The 20,171-nt window shown below is 37.7% G+C and carries 15 protein-coding genes and 2 tRNA genes; 9 read left to right on the top strand and 8 right to left on the bottom strand.

The features are described from left to right. Positions 1-37: 37 nt before the first annotated feature. Positions 38-1,975 carry a KUP/HAK/KT family potassium transporter gene (locus tag ACVWYN_RS14075; RefSeq protein ID WP_457289504.1) on the top strand — a complete coding sequence of 646 codons (1,938 nt, stop codon included), beginning with the start codon at positions 38-40 and terminating at the stop codon, positions 1,973-1,975. A 151-nt stretch (positions 1,976-2,126) separates the two neighbouring features. On the opposite strand, the gene ACVWYN_RS14070 is transcribed toward ACVWYN_RS14075, so the two are convergent. Beyond that, positions 2,127-4,637 carry a hypothetical protein gene (locus tag ACVWYN_RS14070; protein ID WP_457289503.1) on the bottom strand — a complete coding sequence of 837 codons (2,511 nt, stop codon included), beginning with the start codon at positions 4,635-4,637 and terminating at the stop codon, positions 2,127-2,129. A gap of 253 nt (positions 4,638-4,890) precedes the next feature. Between ACVWYN_RS14070 and ACVWYN_RS14065 the strand changes: the two genes are divergently transcribed. After that, entirely contained in the window at positions 4,891-5,205 is a 315-nt protein-coding gene (locus ACVWYN_RS14065; RefSeq protein ID WP_457289502.1) for a hypothetical protein, read from the top strand. Between the two features lie 43 nt (positions 5,206-5,248). On the opposite strand, the gene ACVWYN_RS14060 is transcribed toward ACVWYN_RS14065, so the two are convergent. After that, on the bottom strand, positions 5,249-5,377 hold the full coding sequence (locus tag ACVWYN_RS14060) for a hypothetical protein (protein WP_457289501.1): 129 nt from the start codon (positions 5,375-5,377) through the stop codon (positions 5,249-5,251). A gap of 749 nt (positions 5,378-6,126) precedes the next feature. Next, the gene (locus ACVWYN_RS14055; protein ID WP_457289500.1) at positions 6,127-6,996 is read right to left on the bottom strand and encodes a LysR family transcriptional regulator; all 870 of its coding nucleotides are present in this window, start codon (positions 6,994-6,996) and stop codon (positions 6,127-6,129) included. An 86-nt stretch (positions 6,997-7,082) separates the two neighbouring features. Here ACVWYN_RS14055 and ACVWYN_RS14050 point away from each other — a divergent pair, with 86 nt between their 5' ends. Next, on the top strand, positions 7,083-7,808 hold the full coding sequence (locus tag ACVWYN_RS14050) for a class I SAM-dependent methyltransferase (RefSeq protein WP_457289499.1): 726 nt from the start codon (positions 7,083-7,085) through the stop codon (positions 7,806-7,808). Between the two features lie 172 nt (positions 7,809-7,980). Here ACVWYN_RS14050 and ACVWYN_RS14045 read toward each other — a convergent pair. Together ACVWYN_RS14045 and ACVWYN_RS14040 are read right to left on the bottom strand one after the other, a co-directional pair. Next, a tRNA-Lys gene (locus tag ACVWYN_RS14045) sits at positions 7,981-8,053 on the bottom strand. A gap of 52 nt (positions 8,054-8,105) precedes the next feature. Continuing rightward, a tRNA-Lys gene (locus tag ACVWYN_RS14040) sits at positions 8,106-8,178 on the bottom strand. Between the two features lie 228 nt (positions 8,179-8,406). On the opposite strand from ACVWYN_RS14040, the gene ACVWYN_RS14035 reads away from it, so the two are divergent. Beyond that, positions 8,407-9,099 carry a hypothetical protein gene (locus ACVWYN_RS14035; protein ID WP_457289498.1) on the top strand — a complete coding sequence of 231 codons (693 nt, stop codon included), beginning with the start codon at positions 8,407-8,409 and terminating at the stop codon, positions 9,097-9,099. A 102-nt stretch (positions 9,100-9,201) separates the two neighbouring features. Here the strand turns inward: ACVWYN_RS14035 and ACVWYN_RS14030 are convergent, their stop codons facing one another. Together ACVWYN_RS14030 and ACVWYN_RS14025 are read right to left on the bottom strand one after the other, a co-directional pair. Further along, positions 9,202-10,479, bottom strand: a complete 1,278-nt coding sequence (locus ACVWYN_RS14030) for a glycoside hydrolase family 71/99-like protein (protein ID WP_457289497.1) — start codon at positions 10,477-10,479, stop codon at positions 9,202-9,204. 124 nt (positions 10,480-10,603) lie between these two features. After that, positions 10,604-11,482 (bottom strand): hypothetical protein, encoded by an 879-nt coding sequence (locus tag ACVWYN_RS14025; protein WP_457289496.1) that lies wholly within the window; start codon positions 11,480-11,482, stop codon positions 10,604-10,606. Between the two features lie 95 nt (positions 11,483-11,577). On the opposite strand from ACVWYN_RS14025, the gene ACVWYN_RS14020 reads away from it, so the two are divergent. The 4 genes from ACVWYN_RS14020 (at position 11,578) to ACVWYN_RS14005 (ending at position 16,075) form a co-directional block, all read left to right on the top strand. Then, positions 11,578-12,516, top strand: coding sequence for an endonuclease/exonuclease/phosphatase family protein (locus ACVWYN_RS14020; RefSeq protein WP_457289495.1), 939 nt, complete (start codon positions 11,578-11,580; stop codon positions 12,514-12,516). Continuing rightward, on the top strand, positions 12,513-13,187 hold the full coding sequence (locus tag ACVWYN_RS14015) for a peptidylprolyl isomerase (RefSeq protein WP_457289494.1): 675 nt from the start codon (positions 12,513-12,515) through the stop codon (positions 13,185-13,187). Before ACVWYN_RS14020 ends, ACVWYN_RS14015 begins: the two co-directional genes overlap by 4 nt. A gap of 82 nt (positions 13,188-13,269) precedes the next feature. Beyond that, positions 13,270-15,123: a PAS domain S-box protein gene (locus tag ACVWYN_RS14010; RefSeq protein WP_457289493.1), complete on the top strand. Its 1,854-nt coding sequence runs from the start codon at positions 13,270-13,272 to the stop codon at positions 15,121-15,123. Between the two features lie 49 nt (positions 15,124-15,172). Then, entirely contained in the window at positions 15,173-16,075 is a 903-nt protein-coding gene (locus tag ACVWYN_RS14005) for an SMP-30/gluconolactonase/LRE family protein (protein ID WP_457289492.1), read from the top strand. Between the two features lie 287 nt (positions 16,076-16,362). Here the strand turns inward: ACVWYN_RS14005 and ACVWYN_RS14000 are convergent, their stop codons facing one another. After that, the gene (locus tag ACVWYN_RS14000) at positions 16,363-18,243 is read right to left on the bottom strand and encodes a hypothetical protein (protein WP_457289491.1); all 1,881 of its coding nucleotides are present in this window, start codon (positions 18,241-18,243) and stop codon (positions 16,363-16,365) included. A gap of 71 nt (positions 18,244-18,314) precedes the next feature. Between ACVWYN_RS14000 and ACVWYN_RS13995 the strand changes: the two genes are divergently transcribed. Next, complete coding sequence (locus ACVWYN_RS13995) at positions 18,315-20,171, top strand: hypothetical protein (RefSeq protein WP_457289490.1); 1,857 nt, start codon at positions 18,315-18,317, stop codon at positions 20,169-20,171.

Below are 20,171 nucleotides of genomic sequence, written 5' to 3'. Positions count from 1 at the left end.
TTTTTCATACATTTGGCCAATTATTTTTTCAAGCAAAATGAGTCACAATAAACACATTCAAAAATTAAGTGCGGCGGGGTTATTAATTAGTTTAGGGATTATTTACGGCGACATAGGTACCTCTCCCCTTTACGTTTTTAAGGCGATTGTTGGCGACAGGTTAATCACTCCAGATCTAATATTGGGTGGCCTTTCCTGTATCTTCTGGACATTAACACTTCAAACCACGCTTAAATATGTAATTATTACCCTTCAGGCTGACAACAAGGGTGAAGGTGGTATTTTCTCATTATATTCTCTGGTGAAGCGAAAAGCCAAATGGCTCATCATTCCGGCCATGATTGGTGGAGCAGCGCTACTTGCCGATGGGATTATGACACCCGCAGTAACCGTTTCAGCAGCAATTGAAGGACTTGGACTTATTTATTCAGACCTACCAACAGTTCCGATTGTATTGGCCATATTAATATTTTTATTTGTACTTCAGCAATTTGGCACCTCTTTGGTAGGCAAGGCCTTTGGCCCTGTTATGTGGATCTGGTTTACCATGATTGCCCTATTGGGACTGGCTTATGTACTTCAATTGCCGGAAATACTTAAATCCATCAATCCATATTATGCTTACCATATCCTAAGTACTAACCCAGAAGCATTCCTTATTATAGGGGCGGTGTTTTTGTGTACAACTGGGGCAGAGGCCTTGTATTCAGACCTTGGTCACTGTGGCCGTGCAAATATACGTATCAGTTGGATTTACGTTAAAATTTGCTTGATCCTGAATTACATGGGTCAGGGCGTGTGGCTGTGGAAACTGCAAGGCACAAAGCTAGGCGACGTTAACCCTTTCTACCACCTTATGCCAGACTGGTTCCTTATCTATGGAATTCTTATCGCTACAGTAGCTGCAGCAATAGCTAGTCAGGCGCTTATATCTGGTTCATTTACCCTTATTGCAGAAGCGGTAAGACTGAATCTTTGGCCAAAAGTAAAGATCAACTATCCTAGTGAGCAAAAAGGACAATTGTATGTTCCTTCTATGAATTGGATTTTACTGGCAGGTTGTATAATAGTAGTACTAATTTTCCAAAAATCAGTTAATATGGAAGCGGCTTACGGACTTTCTATCACCGTTGCAATGCTTATGACCACCATTCTGGTTTCTGTCTTCCTAATGCGTAAAAAGGTGCCGATCTATCTTGTCGGCATTTTCCTTACCGTTTATGGTGTTATTGAATTGACCTTCCTAGCTGGTAATGCTGCTAAGATTCTTCATGGTGGTTGGTTTACCCTAATTATGGGTATATCTTTGTTTGCCATAATGTGGACCTGGCATAACGGTCGCCGCATCAGAAACCGCTACATGAAATTTGTAGATATAGAAACATTTTTTCCACTGCTTAATAACATTAGCACTGATGAATCTATACCAAAATACGCATCTAACCTAGTTTACCTTACCAGTGCAAATTTCAATACAGAAATAGAATCATCAGTAATTTATTCCATTATTCAAAAGCATCCAAAACGTGCAGATGTATATTGGGTGCTGCACGTTGATGTAACCGATGAACCCTATACTATGGAATACGAAGTAGACCAAATGATACAGGATAAGCTGATCAGGATTGATTTTCGTCTCGGCTTCCGGGTAGAGCAGCGTATTAACGTACTCTTTAGAAAAGTAGTAGAAGAGTTGGTTGCCAGTGGCGAATTTGATATCACCAGTAAATATAAATCACTTGAAGCACAAAATATTCCTGGCGATTTCCGTTTCGTGGTCATTGAAAAGATACTTTCCAACTCAAATAGCTTACGTTTCATTGAACGTTTAACTATGTCATGCCATAGAATACTTAAAATACTGAGTATATCAGAGCGCAGGGGTTTTGGCCTAGATTCTAGTTTCGTAACTATTGAGCAGGTACCACTAATTGTAGATATACCAGAACCAATTCGTTTAATCCGGATAAAATAGAACGACAACCTTTTTAATAATAGGTTAACCAATTTATTTAGTCAAGCTATTCACATCCGTAATTAATCTCAAGACTCTGAATTCCTTTGATTAGGTCATAAACCTTTTATGCACCACAACATTGATCTATCTGTGCTATAAGCAACTGAACTCACCTCCCGTTGCCGTTCGAAATTGCAAGCTTTGTTTTGAAGCTTCCGATATGGCCATTCATATCTGCACCCTGCAAATTCAAAGTGTATGACCCTGAAAGCCTGTTAGAATAAAACGTAATTTTTGCATTACCGAATTCATCTGTGACTATGTTAGGCTCCCAAAAAACGGTCGGCCGGAAATCTATTGGTTCGGGAAGGGTTTTAATTGAATACTTAGGCGAATAATATTTTACTGCATTAGTAAAACTATATACCTTGTTTAAAATCTTATTTGCAGTTGTAATTTGCACTACTGCATATTCTTTAACCTCATTAGTAGGTGGAGACATTCCAGCTTTTGCATAACTTTCCACAATTCTGGCCCTTTCTCCCGGCTCGAAAGGCTTTGGAAGCGCTGGAGGAAAATATTTCCACAAGTACTTTTGAGAATACATAATCTCAACACTTAGCAAATTATCAACTTTAATCTTATTAAGTAGCCTTTTCAGACTTTCAACATTATGTCCAAGGTACATTTGAGAGATACCGCCATCAATTCTAATTTTCACAAGCTGATGATTCTTTGTCTTTAGCGTCATGCCCTGAACTTTATCTGCTACATAAGTATATCCGATAGACAGTTCCGGCCACTTTTGCTTGAGCAATTGATAAAGACCGGCAGTTTTGGAAGTTCTAATGTCATTTGTATCCAAAATGATGTCTGCTTGTCCATAACCATTTAAGTTAAATGCATTATAGTTACGCTTTCGTGAAACGATCTCAACTTCACTCAGCAAATTCCCAGTAATTCTTTTTTCTGCATCTTGCAATTGTTGTAATATTGCTTTTGATGCCGGATTGGATGTCAAAGTATTTAAAAACCATGGATTTAACTGGCTCTGATCGTTAAGAGTTAATGACACAACTCCATAACTATCCACATCTTGATAATTTTGTTCAGGTTTGTAATTGTGTAATTTTGCTTTAGAAAAAACATCTTGCCACTCAAAACCTTTCCAACCCTGAATAATCATCAAATTATCTAGAGCCTTCCACGCTACAGGGCTTTTCCTATTGACATAAAAACCAGGATTTTCAACATTCCCCATAAGATTGACTTTCAATAACAGATTTGCTTTTATACCAAAATTTTCAGCTTCATCTGAAGATACTAACCCATCATGGGTAACGGATAAAGAAAAGCTACCTTTTACCGGCTTTCCAATATGATCTGCAACCTTTAATTGGAGTACAATGCTATCCACTGTTTTGTAGTCATTTTTTTGAGGCTGAATGGCAATATCCAGATCATCATTATGGTCTATGAAAATCATCCTCTCGTTTATTGCCATAGTGTCTCGCATTAAGGTAATAGCAGAAGTCCCTGTTGGAAAAAGCGATTTAGGAATCGAAATTATTTTTGATGCAGTATTGATGTTTTGCGCAAAACGTATTTGACCATTCGATGTTCCAAGAAGAAAATAGTTTCCCTCTGTAATTAGCCCTTTGGAACTGTTGATGTATACGATTATCGAGTCTGATCTTTCTGGATTATCAATATGAAGAACACTGCCCGCAGGCAAAACTACAGGCAGCTTATATGTTTTATTTCCGTTAGTCACAGCGTGATAAGTTTCCATGGCTTTGGGGATAAATTCGAAAACACCCATGCCATCATGCAGACTCTTAAAGGTTGCGATATAATTATTTTTACTATCAAATATTTTGCCTTCAACAGATACACTTACACCGTTTTCATTCAAGGCTTTGTATCCTACGATAGACTTTATTCCGGCTACAAGGTGACCTCCTTCTACTAAAAACTGCAAGTCAAGCTTAGCATTTCTCTTTAGGTCTAGCGGAAATACTGTCTTGGGAACAGTACTGCTTTTATTCAAGTCAATTAGTTCCATTCTCAATCCGCCGGCGCTATTGGCAGAATTTCCCGCATGATATTGAAAGGCCAAACTTCCATCTTGCAATGTTCTACTTTCCTTTTCGTAATAAATTTTTGCATCATCTAAAACCCTTAACTGAAGTTCTTTTAAACCGATTGGCTCCAAGTCTTTTGTCTTTAAATCAAAGCGTATAGTAAAATCATTTTTCCTAATACTGTCAGCAACTATTGGTTTAAGGTTTACCAGCCATGATCTTTTATCGCCGATATAGATTTTCTTCCTAAAAAAAATCTCCTGATGGAAATTTCGCATCCACGTTGTGTAAGCAACAAGCGTGTGTTCGCCCGGAGCAAAAATCTCCTGAATTAAAGGAATCTGAACGTTCCCCTCGCCCTTGGTAATTTTTAGACTAATTCTTCTCACCAATTCATTTTCCCTATCTCGCAATTCAACGTAAACAATCGGACTGATTAGAGAAGCTTTGAGATCGGCGGCAGTAAAAACGTAACTCTTCAACCAAAGTGTATCACCAATAAAATATTCAAGCTTGTCAGTCTGTATATAAACTTTTTCGGGGGGTAATGTTTTGTTAAAATTTCCGGATGCCTGTAAAATCTTTTTTAATGCCATCGTTGTTGGTGTTTGGGGAAAACAATTTACATACTGTAAAATAAAAAAGCAAAGTGCTAAAAGGATTTTGACCATTGAGACCTTTGCTTTAATTGGACTATGAGGTATAAGCATAGGTTGATCAAATTTGAGATTCGTTAATAGTATTACTTAATCAAATTTAACATTTAAATTGAAATTCATCCAGTTTACCAAAAACATTTAAGAAGTGTTTGCCATTATCATTTGCTATGTTAGAGGAATGCTTAGCGCAATGAGAACGGTTTTGGATAGGATTTTTGGCTTATTTTATACACCAGATGTTTCCTCACTTAAAGGGTATAAAAATGCAAATCGGATGGCGGTTTACAGTGTAGATGTGAAAACTATTTTATCAATCGGTAAAATTAAAGCATTAAAACAGTTTAAGAATATGAAGATGAATCAAGCATATCTAGCGCTTTTAAAAAAAGATCTGAAGATTGGCACCTATAAGACCCTTACTAAACCTACTAAAGTATTCTTCTTTTGCTACTATTACGAAAGCGACAAAAATGAACCCAGTTTTATTAGCTATAAGAGTATGTAGGATTTTTAAACACCATCAAGACTGCTCACCCCCTGCTTTTACACTAATACCATACTAGAACCATATTCAGACCATACTTTTCCACTAAAGGGGTACCTTTTTGCGAAGAAGTATGGTCTGTGTATCGAAGAAGTACCGTAGCAGTTCCAAGGCTGTCTAATAATAAAGCCATACAGGCTTTTAATATGTCAATGAACTTCTGCTGCCGGCTATCACAGCTGGCAGGTTAAATCTAACTAGTCGATTTATTTAAAAATTGAAACAGGAACAATGCCTAATATTTTTAGCTGATCAGCAATGGTGGAGCGCGTTCCATACTCATAAAATCTATTCGGATTTATCCAATAGATTAGTATAATTTGGCTTTTAAAAAGCTCTCTTTATTCCAAGTGCAAATGTAGGTAAAATAGTTGGTATTTCCAAATAAAATATTGGATTTTTTAGAATTAAACTCATTGATTTACAGTAAGTTATTTACATTTTTTGTGACTAAGAAAGGACTGATTTTAAAGCCCATTTAACGCTTGTTTTTGAACCAAAATTATGGCAGATGTATAGCTATATTTTCTTTGGTAATTCTGCTTTAATAGGAGCTTAAAATAACCTGATATTTATAGGACTATCTGTTGTAGGTAGTGATATTAGCAAATTGGAGCAGCGGCAAAGCAAACCAACTACCGACAATCAAGATGGAGACTTTTGAACGTTTAAATGTAAAAGTACTTGCAGTACAATACCCCTATTGAATTGTTTATATTAATGCAGTATTTTTCTTCATTATATCTTTTATGTGTACAGTTAATTTCCAGCTATTAAGCTTACTTTCAATATTTTTTCTAAGCCATAACATAACTTTCTGAAGTTCCATAACTCGACCCAATTAATAGATGATTTTAAGCTTTTAGCGCCGAAGAGCTGTACCTATTGAAAAAGATGGCTCAGCCTTTTAAAGCTGGTCAGTGCAGGATGTTCTGTCTGACGATGATGAGCCATAACTATTTCGGTATATATCTGAATATTGTCCAGTTCTGTAAACTGTAGGTATAGATTTGGGTACTGATTTTTTATTGAAGATGGAACGATGGCAACCCCTAATCCACTTTCAACTAGTCTGAGTATAGAATGTATATTATTGCACTCATGGATCACCTGTGGTGTAAAACCAATGCGGTTACAGCACGCAATAAATTGCTGATGATAAAAAGGAGCATACCCACTATTGTAAGAAATGAATGGCGTATAGGAAAGGTCGGCCACGGTCATTGTATTAGAATTTGTGACATGGGAAACCAGTATAAACGGATCCTGCCAAAGCGAAGTAATCTCCAACGAGGTGGAGGTAACGGGTGCACGGAGAATCCCAACATCTAACTTACCTTGTTCCAAGGCTTTAATCTGTTTGGCGGTAGGGAGTTCATAAAGACGAGTTTTTAGCATCGGAAATTGACTTTTTAATTGTTGCAGTATAGCAGCCAGGGAAGTCAGCGGCGTAGAACTGATATAACCAATACGAAAATCACCGCCTACGGATTCGTGTATCTGCTTAACCATCTGTTTGCTACGCTCCAACTGCTGAATGAGCAAGTCGCATTCATTCAGAAAGAAATGCCCTGCATCGGTAAGCGTAACCCGTTTATTGTTTCGGAAAAACAGCACAGCACCCAGTTCCTTTTCCAATTCTTTGATTTGCCGTGTTAGGGGTGGTTGTGAAATGTGCAATTGCTCCGCAGCTTTGCTGAAATGCAACAGCTCTGCTACAGCTTTAAAATAAACAAGGTGTCTAAGTTCCATAATACCTTAAAGGTATTAATAATTGCAAATAATAGTATTTTCAAAGTATCATAAAGAAAGATATTTTTGTAAACAAATAATTAAAGATGATGGAAAATTTATCAGAAAAATCTACCGTACAGGAAATTAAAGCGCGCTTTGATGAGGATGTAGACCGCTTTTCGAATTTGGAAACGGGGCAGCAAACTACTACCGATGCATCTTATAGCATGGAGCTCATCGTGGAAAGCATAATGGTTCACTCACCTGGTTTGAAGACGGTCTTAGATGTAGGCTGTGGGGCGGGAAATTATACAATGAAGCTGCTATCAAAAAAGGCTCCACTAGATTGCACCTTGTTAGATCTTAGTTTACCTATGCTTAACCGGGCCAAGGAACGTATTGAAGCTGTGAATAAAGGCACTATTACCTTAGTTCAGGATGATATACGAACTGCAAACTTACCGGATAATCATTATTGTACAATAATGGCTGCCGCTGTTTTACATCACTTGCGAGACAACAGCGACTGGGAAACGGTATTCACTAAACTTTATCGCCTGTTGAAACCAGGTGGCAGTCTGTGGATTTCGGATTTAGTTGTACAAGAAACTTCCGCTATTCAGCAACTGATATACAAGGAGCGTTATGGAAATTACCTTGTTGGGTTGAAAGACGAAACCTATAGGGATAGTGTGTTTGCCTATATTGCAAAGGAAGATAGTGCGCGCTCGGTCAACTTTCAAATGAAATTACTAGAGAAAGTAGGATTTCGTAGTGTTGAACTCCTTCATAAACACTCGTGCTTCGCTGCATTCGGGGCAGTTAAATAGCTGATGGACTACTTCTTAATTTTCGATATTTCTTAACAGGCCTCTGTCCGCCTGGTCCACAAAATTGACAAAATCGACGTAGTCGAACCTTTGAAAAGGTCTGTGCAAGAAAAAAGGTAATAGAACCAAATAAGCCTTCAAAATAAATTATTTTGAAGGCTTATGTTTTTTGTGACCTCGCAGGGATTCGAACCCTGGACCCACTGATTAAGAGTCAGTTGCTCTACCAACTGAGCTACGAAGTCATTTTATCAGTGTAAAATAAAGCCCTGCAATCCTTTGTCTTGCAGGGCCCTGTGATCCCGCTGGGATTCGAACCCAGGACCACTACATTAAAAGTGTAATGCTCTACCAGCTGAGCTACGGAATCATTCTCTTTTTGAAGAGGGTGCAAAGATAGAATTAATATATTATTTTACTAAATAAATTTGAAAAAAATTAGATGAGGTTGCAGATTAGGTACAACAACCTCTAACTGTATGTAAACAACCCTGTATTTGGAAACACACCTGCAACAATGTTACAAGGCCTAATAGAGAACTGTTTTTTAACACTATGCTATTTTAATTGTAACTTCGCCTCTTTCTACATAACAAACATGGCAGTATTACACAATAAAGAGCAAAAATTAGAAGCAGTATTAAGCAAGCTTCCTAAAAAATATACCGACAAGCAGTTTGTTGAAACTTTTATCCAACTTTTTTCAAAAGATTGGGGAAAGATTAAATCCACTTACATTAAGCAATCGCAGGATAAAGAGCCTGGAACGGTAATCAATATGCCTAAGCCAGATATTTATCTAAAAAATATTCTTAATAATTACTTGACTAACCGTAGCAACCCAGCTCCTGTTAAAGAACAACCTGCGGTTAGAGAACAAGTTATTATAAAAGAACAACCTAGCGTTAAACTGAAAACTGTTGAAGAACCGGTAGCAGAAAAACCAATTGTAGAAAAGAAAGTGGTTAAAACGAAAGCTGTTACTGAAAAACCATTAAATGAGGAAGCAGTTCATTTGAAAAAGCCTGTTAAATCTAAGGTAGCAAAAGAGCAAATTGCAGAAGAAGAAGTAGTTGCTACTGAAGATCCTGTTGAAGCGAAAGCAACTAAGGAAAAGCCTTTAGCAAAACCTGTTACTCAAGAAAAACCAGTTGCTAAGAAAACTGTTAAAACGCCTGTTGCCAAAGAGAAAGTAGTCAAAGAAAGTGTTTCCAAAGAAAAGCAAGCTAAAGAAACACCTGTTAAAGTAGTTAAGAAAAAAACAGTAAAAGCAAAAGTCGTTAAGGAATAGCCTTAACCGGCCAACCAGGGTTATAAGCGTATAAAAGTATTACGCATCCATCCAGAGAATGTGATGAGACTTAGTAGAATGGAAAAATTAACAAAACGATATTTACCTTTTTACAGCCGGAGCTTCAAAGCTAAAGGGAACTTGTTTTCTAAGCATTTTACCAGCGTATCCCGTTAGGTACAAATAATAATCTGAAGGAATACCTTCTTCAAATGGGACAAAAGTGCTGGCACCAACGGGTGGATTTTTTGAGATCTTAAAAATTGCGGTTCCTTCATCCACTTCGTCAAACATAGCTACATACAGCATTTCTACGCCATTTTTGATTGCAGTGGAAAGTTGTTTCCAGAAAAAAACCCCTCTATTACGCGGGATTTGGTTTGATGGAGATCTTGGATTCATGTTATGCCAGCTAAAACCAGGGTAAACTACGCCAACATAATCCACCTTATTTGCCTTACACCATGAAATGTCTCCGCGCTGGACTTCCGCGTATCGGTTATATGCAGATTCATTGGCATAGCGGCCTACCGTCCAGGGATGAACAATATCTACTTTCTTGATCAGTTCGTGCAATGTAGGATCTTTCATTGTATCATTTCCAAATTCTCTCCAATAGGTTGGTACGCCCAGCATAACCGAACAGCCTCCATAAACGGGATCATTTTGAAGAAAATCTATAATTTTAGCTACGTCTTTAAGCGTATACTTTCTATTGTCGTTAAACCCAACACCCCAAAGTACTACAAGTGGTTTACCGTTATGATATAAGTAACTCTGATTATTACCGCGACTTGTAATTTTAAGGCTATCCACCAGATTTTTCCAGTCGTTAATCAAAACTGGAACATCAACACTATCTTGACAACCTGATAAATCGTACATCACCGATATCGCCCTGCTGTATTTTTGAGCTGACAACAAAGCATTACTAAGTACTTTATTGAAATGATTGCGCCCAGATTGGCCTCGTATTTCAGTTACGAAACGCTGCATAAATACCCCATCTACTCCGTATTCCTTCATCCAACGGAAATGCACATTTACTGTAGAGGCATCATATGCGCTTTGCAGGTAGGCTGAACTGCCATCTGCCAGTACAAACGGGGTTTTATAAACAACGGGGTACTCTTTAGTCTCTGCCCATAGATCTATATTGGTACTTCCTGGCTCAAACTTACCTCTTGAAGTGTAATGATACCAGCCTCGCCCTGCCCCATCGTCTGGCGCATTGTGCCATCCCTGATAGCCAGCCATTATTAACCCTTTATAGGATGTAAATTTCGATGATTTACTATGTTTACTTTGAGCAGCCAGATTTAGCGTAAAGCTGCAGGAAAGCATAATTAGTATAGCGATTACTTTTCGGTAGTGTTTCATTTGGCGTGGAGTACAGTGTGTGTTAGCATTCTTATTCAAATGAAACAATAATTATTAAAAAAAGCTTAATAAATAACTAATTCAAACTTTCTGAGTTGTAGATTTATCCATTTACTCCTGTTTTTTAAAGATTTGTTGATACCCCAAACCTTAAATAACCATACTTATCACGGTAGTAAATATTGTAAGGATCCTCGCCGTAGTAGCCTGCGGCAACCATTAAAAATGCTTTATGCATAAATGGAAAACTGTAGTGATAGGAAACTTCAGTATTAAGGCGCTTTTTAGCAGCGGTAATTTTATAAATTTCCATCTTATTTATCGCATAACTGAATCCTGCATTTAGTCGCCAGTTCTCATGCACCTTAAAATATTTCCTAAGGGAGAAGTTATAAATTAATCGTGTAAAACCGTAATCATTCTCTAAAGCCTTTTCATAGTTAAACCATTTGTGCCACTCTATTCCCCCGTCGTGATTTAAACTATAACTACGCTCCTCTTTGCTTTTTATGGTTTTACCGAAATGATAAGATGTGGTGAGGTAATTGGTACTAAAATTACCAGTTGCGGTATTGATGCTACCATCTGTATTAATTGCATCGCCATCTTGTCCGTTAGAATGGTGGGTAAATCTCAGCGTTGCATATCTATAATTGGAGGTATTTTGATTAAGTTTTACGTATAAGATACCACCAATTTTTAAACTTGGCGTTCTAACCCCCGCCGAACGCTGATCCAAAACCTTAACAGTAAAATCTGGCACAAGAGCGAAAGCAATGGGTAGTTTGGGACTAGCTAGCAAAAAATAGCTGGTTGTTAAACGACCGTTAAGAATAAATTTATTAGGACTGCCAAGTTCGCCTTTTGGCGAAGTATAGGAAAAATCCCGGTTTGCTTTGTAGACATCCAGGTAACGGTTAGTTGCTTGTGTAGTATCAATTTGAGCATAAGCATAAAAGCTTAATAATGTAAAAATTAAGGTGAAAATGGGTTTAATTATCATTAAAAGGTAGCTTTAGGTTAATAAAATCAATATACGTAATTAATAGATGTTGGGTATATTGCCGACCTCAAGTGAAATTAAAGGAACAACAAATAATGAAATTTTCAACCCTGTTAAGAACAATCCTATTTTCAACAATGCTATTGGCCTTTGTTAGCCAGTCCTTTGCCCAACAAATTAACGTAGCTACGTATAACATTAGGAATAAAAATGGTGGCGACAAGCGAGATGGTAATGGTTGGGATTTGAGGGAACCCGTGATTGCGGGAATGGTTAAGTTCCATGATTTTGATATTTTTGGCACCCAAGAAGTATTGCATGAGCAATTGGTAGATCTGTTAGATAGCTTGCCAGACTACACATATGTAGGTGTTGGGAGGAATAATGGGAAGGAGGCCGGAGAATATGCACCCATATTTTACAAAAAAGAAAAATTTAAGTTATTGAAAGCCGGCAACTTTTGGCTGTCTGAAAACACAGAGAAGCCAAACAGAGGCTGGGATGCCGCATTGCCTCGTATTTGTTGTTGGGGACAGTTTGAAGAAATTAATAGTGGTGTAAAGTTCTTTTTCTTTAATACACATTTCGACCATGTGGGGATTATAGCAAGGCGCGAAAGTTCCAAGTTGATCTTACAAAAGATCAAAGTATTAGCAGGCGACGAGCCTACTATTCTAACTGGTGATTTTAATGTGGATCAGAACAATGAGATATATGGAATTTTAAATGGCTCAGTATTAAAGGATGCTTATGTTTCTTCAGCTTTCAGGTATGCGGTTAACGGAACATTTAACCATTTTGATGCAAATGCGAAGACGGATAGCCGAATTGATCATATCTTTTTATCGCAATGCATTGTAGTAAAACGTTACGGCGTTTTGACAGATACTTACAGGAGCCCAGCTGCTAAAAAATCTAGTGTAAAAACTAATGGCAACTTTCCAAAAGAACTTCAGCTTGAAGAATATGAGGCACGCCTGCCATCAGATCATTTCCCGGTAATGATTGTAATTGACCTGAAGAAATGTAAATGAGAAGATTAAGCTTAACTTTATTGTTTTTGTTGGTTACATTTTGTACAAAAGCACAGCACAATTTTGTGCGCTTAGAAACCGACAAGGGCAACATTACACTGATGCTTTACGATGCCACACCGAACCATAAAGCTATGTTCTTAAATGCGGTTAAGAATGGCACTTATAACAATGCACATTTTAACCGGGTAATAAAAGATTTTGTAAGCCAAGCCGGTGAACTCGATGAGCCTATATTAGCACGTGAAAAACTACACCCAGAAATAAAACCAAAGCGTTTAGCTGCAGAGTTGGATAGTAACCTGATTCATAAAAAAGGCGCTTTGGGCGCAGGAAGAGACGACAATCCTAATAAAAGCTCTTATTTTAACCAGATTTATTTGGTTTCCGGAAAGCTCCAAACAGATGCAATGTTAGATGCAACAGAAAAACGTACAGGCAGGAAAATTTCTGCTGCTCACCGTGAGGTATATAAAACTTTTGGTGGTACACCCCATTTAGATATGGACTATACCCTATTTGGTGAAATTGTTGAAGGACAGGAGGTTGCAGATGCAATTAATAAGGTGGCAACAGATAAATCGGCAGTACCACTGACTCCAATTATTTTTAATGCATTTATCCTTTCGAAAAAAGAGGTAAAAAGTTTGACTGCTAAACTAAAGCTGTAAGTAAAACACAATGTTGTATATATATTTATTCTTAGCTGTTAGATTATTATATTTGAATGCCTTCATATTTTGCTCTTTCTAAATGAACCGAGAACTAGATTTATATAAAAAAGCCGCAGAACTTGCTAACATTGGTATTTGGGAGCTTACCATTAAGAACAATGAGCTGTTTTGGGATTTCATTACAAAAAAAATATTTGAAACACCAGATAATTATCAACCCTTATTACACGAGGCACTTTCGTTATACGTTGAAGGAACAAAAAATGATCACATAGTAAACGAAATTAGTGAAACAATATTGACGGGAAAGTCAATAACAAGCCAATTTCAGATCAGAACATTTAAAGGAAACGTCAAGTGGGTGGAGATCAACTCCCAGGCAGAGTTTGTTAAAGAGGATTGCATACGCCTAGTAGGCACTATACAAGATATTACTTCAAACAAGAAGCTAATTGAAGATCTGGAACTTAATCATTATAAATTTCTTACGGCCTTTGATTATGCACCAATTGGCATGGCGCTTGTATCGCCCGAAGGCAAATGGATAAAGGTGAACAATAGTCTTTGCTCTATTCTTGGTTATGAGCGGGAGGAATTAATGGCGCTCACCTTTCAAGACCTTACGCATCCTGAAGATCTGCAGACAGATCTGGAACATGTGTCTAGCCTACTAAATAAGCAAGCCTCTACTTATTCCATGCAAAAACGTTATTTCCACAAAAATGGAGAAATAGTATGGAGTGATCTTACTGTAGCAATAGTATGGAATGCTGATGATACACCACTATATTTCATTTCACAAATCCAAGATATTACAGACAATACTAAACAGAATGAGCGACTTAAAAAGGAACGCCAGCGACTTAACAACGTAATTGAAACTACCCGTATTGGCACTTGGGAATGGAATTTTACGCAAAATAAAATAACAAGCGACGAGCGCTGCTTTACTATCCTGGGTTACATAAAAGATGAAGTAGAAATTGCAAAGACTGAAGTATTACATGCTCAACTTCATCCAGATGATGTATTCATGATAAATGAACGACTTGAAGAATGTTTTAGACAAAAGACCGACTACTATCAATGTGAGTACCGGATGCGGCATAAAGATGGAAGTTGGGTATGGATTAAGAGTAATGGGAAGGTCATCAAATGGTCGGCCGACAAGAAACCACTGGTTATGCTTGGCACTCGGGAAGATATTTCAAGAAGAAAACAAATAGAAGAGGTACAGCTGAATACCATGAATATCATCAGCGATCAGAATAAGCGCCTGATCAATTTTGCGCATATCGTTTCGCACAACCTACGCTCCCATGCAGGAAACTTCCAGATGTTACTGGAATTGCTCCAACAAGAGCAGGATGAAAAAGAAAAAATACACATGCTTGGTTTACTGACACGAAATGCAAATAATTTGTCTGAAACGATTGCAAACTTGAATGAGGTGGTAAGCTTTCAGCTAAATGATAAAAAGCAGACCAAATCCATCAATATACGTGAACAGATCCGAAAAACCATAAACGGCATACAGGCACTTGTAGAAAAAGAGAATGCAAAATTCACGATTTTAATGCAAGAAGATTTGAATGTAAATTACAATCCAGCCTATCTTGAAAGCATATTATTGAATCTCTTTACCAATGCCATTAAATACAAGCATCCCAATAGGCAACCAGACATTACTGTAAAGGGATTTGTAGAAAGTGACAGAATTATACTTGAAATTGCAGATAATGGATTGGGCATTGATTTGAATGTACATGGTAAAAAGCTATTCGGCATGTATAAAACCTTTCATGAGCATCCAGATTCAAGAGGGATTGGCTTGTTTATTACCAAAAACCAAATAGAGGCGTTAGGTGGCACTATCTCTATAGAAAGTGAGGTGAATGTTGGTACTACGTTTAAGCTTTCCTTGTTGAATTAGCATTTTTAAGGTTAAACTGCTATCTTGTTTTTAAATTAAGATTTAATTTATGATGCCAAAGTACTTTGCAACCGTCCTATGCGGGATATTGATTACAACTACCCAACTATACGCACAAAATGAAATTGCAGTTAAATCTGATCTCTTTGATCAGGACCAGCTTAAGTTGGTATCCTCCGATTTCAGTTTTACCGAAGGATGTTCTGCAGATAAAGCTGGAAATGTATTTTTTACAGATCAACCTAACGATAAGCTTTGGAAATACGGGACCGATGGCAAGTTGAGCATTGCTTTGGATAAAACAGGACGAGCAAACGGTACGTTTTTCGATAAAAAGGGAAACCTGATTTTGTGCGCTGACGAAAAAGGAGAATTATGGTCGTTAGATAAAAGTGGTAAAGCCAAGGTAATTGCAAAAGACTTTGAAGGAAAGCAATTAAATGGCCCAAATGATGTTTGGATAGGCCCGGCTGGTAATTTATTCTTTACAGACCCCTATTATCACCGCGATTATTGGATACGTACAAAACCGGACCTTGCAAAGCAAAGTGTTTACATGGTACCTAAAGGTAGTGCTAAAGTGATTTTGGCAGCGGATAGTCTGAACCAACCAAATGGAATTTGCGGATCTCCCGATGGAAAGCTTTTGTATGTTGCAGATGCAGGTGCAGGCAAAATTTATCGTTATAACATTGGTAAAAATGGGACCCTAAGTGGGAAGATGCTCTTTATTAACCGAGGATCAGATGGAATGACGCTTGATGAAAAAGGTAATATCTACCTGACCGGCAATGGAATAACCATATACAGTAAAGATGGAGAGGAGATTGGACAAATTAAAATACCTGGAACTTCGAATGTTTGCTTTGGAGGAAGTGATAAGAAAACACTATTTGTAACTGCCAAAAAATCGATTTACACCATACCTATGAAGGTTAAAGGTATTGAATAATTACTATTCCAGTTTCAAGGTGATGAAGCGTGGTCTATAAAGATGCTGGTGTGTTTCAATATGTTTAAAAAAATCAAATGAATTGACATTATAGCTGATCAGCAGTTCTCCTTTTTTAGATAAGCTTGGTTGTGCTTTTGCATTATAACTAAAAAAGGAATTTAGCTGGAGTTCCTATGAAGTATCCCATATCTTAATGATGGGTCCAAATGGTCCAACAGGAGATTTCTCTAGCCTCAAAGATAATGCCTACCCATATTTTGGTTGTACCCTTGCAATTTGGCCAATCATAGAATCTTTTGCTTTAGCCAAATGCGGTACAATTCAAAAAATGTAGGTGCATCCAGTAATTCGATATTTGGATTTTTTAGCTTGAGCTGATCCATAACTGAGATATACCATGTTGGGCTTTTTAAAATATTGCGAAACCAGTGGAAAGGAATAGGCCTTTTGCTTACCCTATCTATAATTGCTTCGGCAGCCTCTTTAGGATTACCTTGATTAATATCTGCATCTGCTCTAATAACAGGCATATCGCCATGTAATAACGTTAAAGGAGTCTTTTGTGGAACAATACCGTTTGGACTGAATTTCGAATAGGCATCTAAACCTCGCTGATTTAAACCAGGTGCCAAACCATCTATGATAAATCCTGTAATCGTAATATCCCAGCGTTTATAGTATGGAGCGTTGTGTACTGCCCATGCATCAATTGCATCCGGAAGTCCGGAAATTTGTCGCGGTGCTTGTAACATCCCTGGCATCAGGTAGCCTGCACCATTATCTGCCGCTGCGAAATAGTCATTTTTAGAAGCCGATCTACGTATGTAATCAAGCGCCATAGGTATGCGTTGTTCCAAAACCGGGCTAATGCACCACATGAGTGGAAGCTTGCCCCTATCTTTACTATCCCATAGGTAAGGTGTCATTTGCGAAACCCATGAAGAGGCATCATAATCGCCCACGTAAAAAATCATGAACTGCCTACCTTTAAAATCTACTTTACCATCTGCAGTTAAATAACCTCTTGCTTTAAGTTCATTGGAACTAACCCAAGGTTGTGGATATTTTTCCTTTAGCGGAAAATGCTGCCAGAATGAGGCATTTGCAAGTGCTCCATAGCCTATTGCATCGGCATCTTTAAAGGCATTATAGGCACTAATTATTCGAGAGTATTCCCATTCTGTTGGCACATCGTCATGTTTGCCACCTGCATGTTGCGTATATTTAAAAGCCCAGGGTGGAAACCCTCCAAGATACGCAAACCCCGCTCCTTTTCTCTGTTCGTAAGCCTCCATTAATAGTTCTTTTAGGGTATTGTTATCGGTGCCTATTTTTTGCGATGGATCATCAGTTGCTGGTTCATCAGCCCATGGACTTAGGTCAAAAAAGAAACCCCTTTTGCTGATAAAGAAATCATGGTTAGATAGTGTATGGTGGTTACGGCCTGCTGCGCCTGGGTTTTTTAGCCAGTCCTGATCAATGTAATAAGCGCCATATTTGGTATTTACTTTTCCTTTTTTAATATATTTTTCCAGAAACCACAAATAAGCATCATTTTTTGCAGAGCCTGAAGAAATCCGTTTGGTACCAGGAATGAAACCTGATCCGGTATACAATGGAGATCCATCTTTATTGATGAGCCATGATTTAACTGGCAGTTTAGGTCCGCTAAGCACCAACTTTGAATATAAACTAGTTGCAGAAGTATCATAACGAATAGCCACCAAGTTTTCTACACCTGCTATTGAAGAGGCCACATTACTTGTAGCGGCTACGTTTGGGTCATAAACTACTGCTCCATTGATGTCTGACCTGAATGATTTGACAAGACTAATGATATCATTATAGAAAGTTGTATCTGCACCATACAACCATTGAGCAGGTTTTCTATACATATTCCACCAATATTTATCGATGTTAATGTCTCCATTTGCTACAAAAAAGACATATAGTTTTGAAGAGTTGCGGTTAACAATACCCTGTAAAGAAGAAACAAAATGGACATCTTCCCAAGCTGTTTTGACATTTTTTGGATCCTTAAAATCAGATTTTAGAGTGTAACTTAAATCAAAAAGGCGAATGTGCTTTTTAGCTTGAGGTAAGGCACTATTTGCAACTAATAAAAGTAGCGCAAGGAACAACAATCTTGTATATACATGTTTCATTTAAATGCAAGATAAATGATTTTTTTTAATTGATTAATGTATATTTAGAGATAACCCATTAACTTTTTAAGATGCTAAGGCCTTTGTTAACCATATGCTTAATTATCACTTCCTCAAGCATTTTTGCGCAGTCTGCCACTACCAATTCACCAATTAACACTACCTTCAGCACGCCATCATCTGCTAAAAGTATTGTTTCTTCCTCAGGAGCAGATGGCTGGATTGCAAAAGATGATTTAGGTAGAACGATAAAACCTGAAAACTACCCAAAAACACGTATAGATAAATATGTTGGGATTTTTTACTTTGTATGGCAAGGCGCTCACGGATACGATCACCATCGTGGTGGAGCACCAGATGGCGGAATTATGGCTAAGACAGCACAGGACACTGTTAGCCCTTATGATATTACCAAGCTTTTAAAAGCAAATCCTTTGGCCCCAAAGTATGGTCCAATAAATGCATTTCATCATTGGGGCGAACCCTATTTTGGGTATTACCTGGCCGACGATGAATGGGTAATTAGAAAGCATGCGCAAATGTTATCTGACGCCGGAGTTGATGTAATTATACTGGATGCTACAAATGCAGCAATATATCTACCACAGATAACCAAAATTGCTACAGTTTACAGTAAACTAAGGGCATCTGGAATTAGCACACCATCTATTTCTTTTATTGTGAACAGCATACCTAAGCAGACTGTAGATAAGTTATATAAAGAGATTTATAGTAAAGGTCTATTTAAAGATCTTTGGTTTAACTGGAAAGGAAAGCCACTGTTATTGTGTCCGCCTGAAGCACTGGATTCAAATACGGGTTCATTTTTCTCGTCAAGACAATCATGGGCGTGGAGCAAAGCACAAAAGTGGTTTGAGGATGGGCATGATAAATGGCCATGGTTAGACCATTACCCTCAAGCTTATGGATGGCATGAAAGTAAAGATAAACCAGAACAATTAACAGTTTCAATTGCACAGCATCCTATGTCGAACATCGGTCGCAGTTTCCACAATGGAAAGGAGCCTTTGGTACCTTCTACTGAGCAAGGGCTTTATTTTGAAGAGCAATGGAAGAGGGCTTTGGAAGTAGATCCGGAATTTGTATTTGTAACTGGATGGAATGAATGGGTAGCAATGCGTTTCAATGATGGGGCATCAGGTACATTTTTAGGCAAAAAAATAAGTAAAGGTGAGACGTATTTTGTCGACTTATATAATGCAGAGTTTAGCAGAGATGCAGAACCAGAGAATGGCTTAACTAAAGATAATTATTATTACCAATTAGTAGATAACATAAGGAAGTTCAAGGGAGTGAGGAAATTGCAAACCTTGAAAGTAATAGATCATACCATTTTAGTTGATGGTAAATTTGGTGACTGGATTAATGTTGAAGGAGTATATAAAGATGATGAAGGGGATACATATCACAGAAAACACCCCGGTTGGGGTAGAATTAAAGAATATGTTAATACTAGTGGTAGAAATGATATCATTCAATGCAAAGTTGCGTCTGATAAAAGAAATGTGTACTTCTATGTTAAAACTAAAGAGAAGCTAAGTAACTGGAAAGATGTAGATTGGATGCAATTATATATTGGCATTGAGGGAACTAAAAAAGAAAGCTGGCAGGATTTTCAATATCTATTGAATCAAAAAGTGCTTAGCGCAGAAACGACCACGTTAAGCACTTTTACAAGGGGGAATTTCACTAAACAAAAACACATAATTCGCTATAAAATGGCAGGTAATGAATTGGAGTTAAGCATTTCATTAAAGCAACTTGGTATAATTAACTCCAAACATTTTAGTGTATTATTTAAATGGGCCGATAATGCCGGATTAACAGGAAATGATCCAATGCATTGGATGGACAATGGCGATACTGCACCCAATGCACGTTTTAAGTACAGATATACGAAAAACTAG

Source organism: Pedobacter sp. UYP24 (assembly GCF_054057295.1).
The sequence above is the reverse complement of the archived record's forward strand: the minus strand, read 5'-3'. Positions and strand labels throughout refer to the sequence as shown.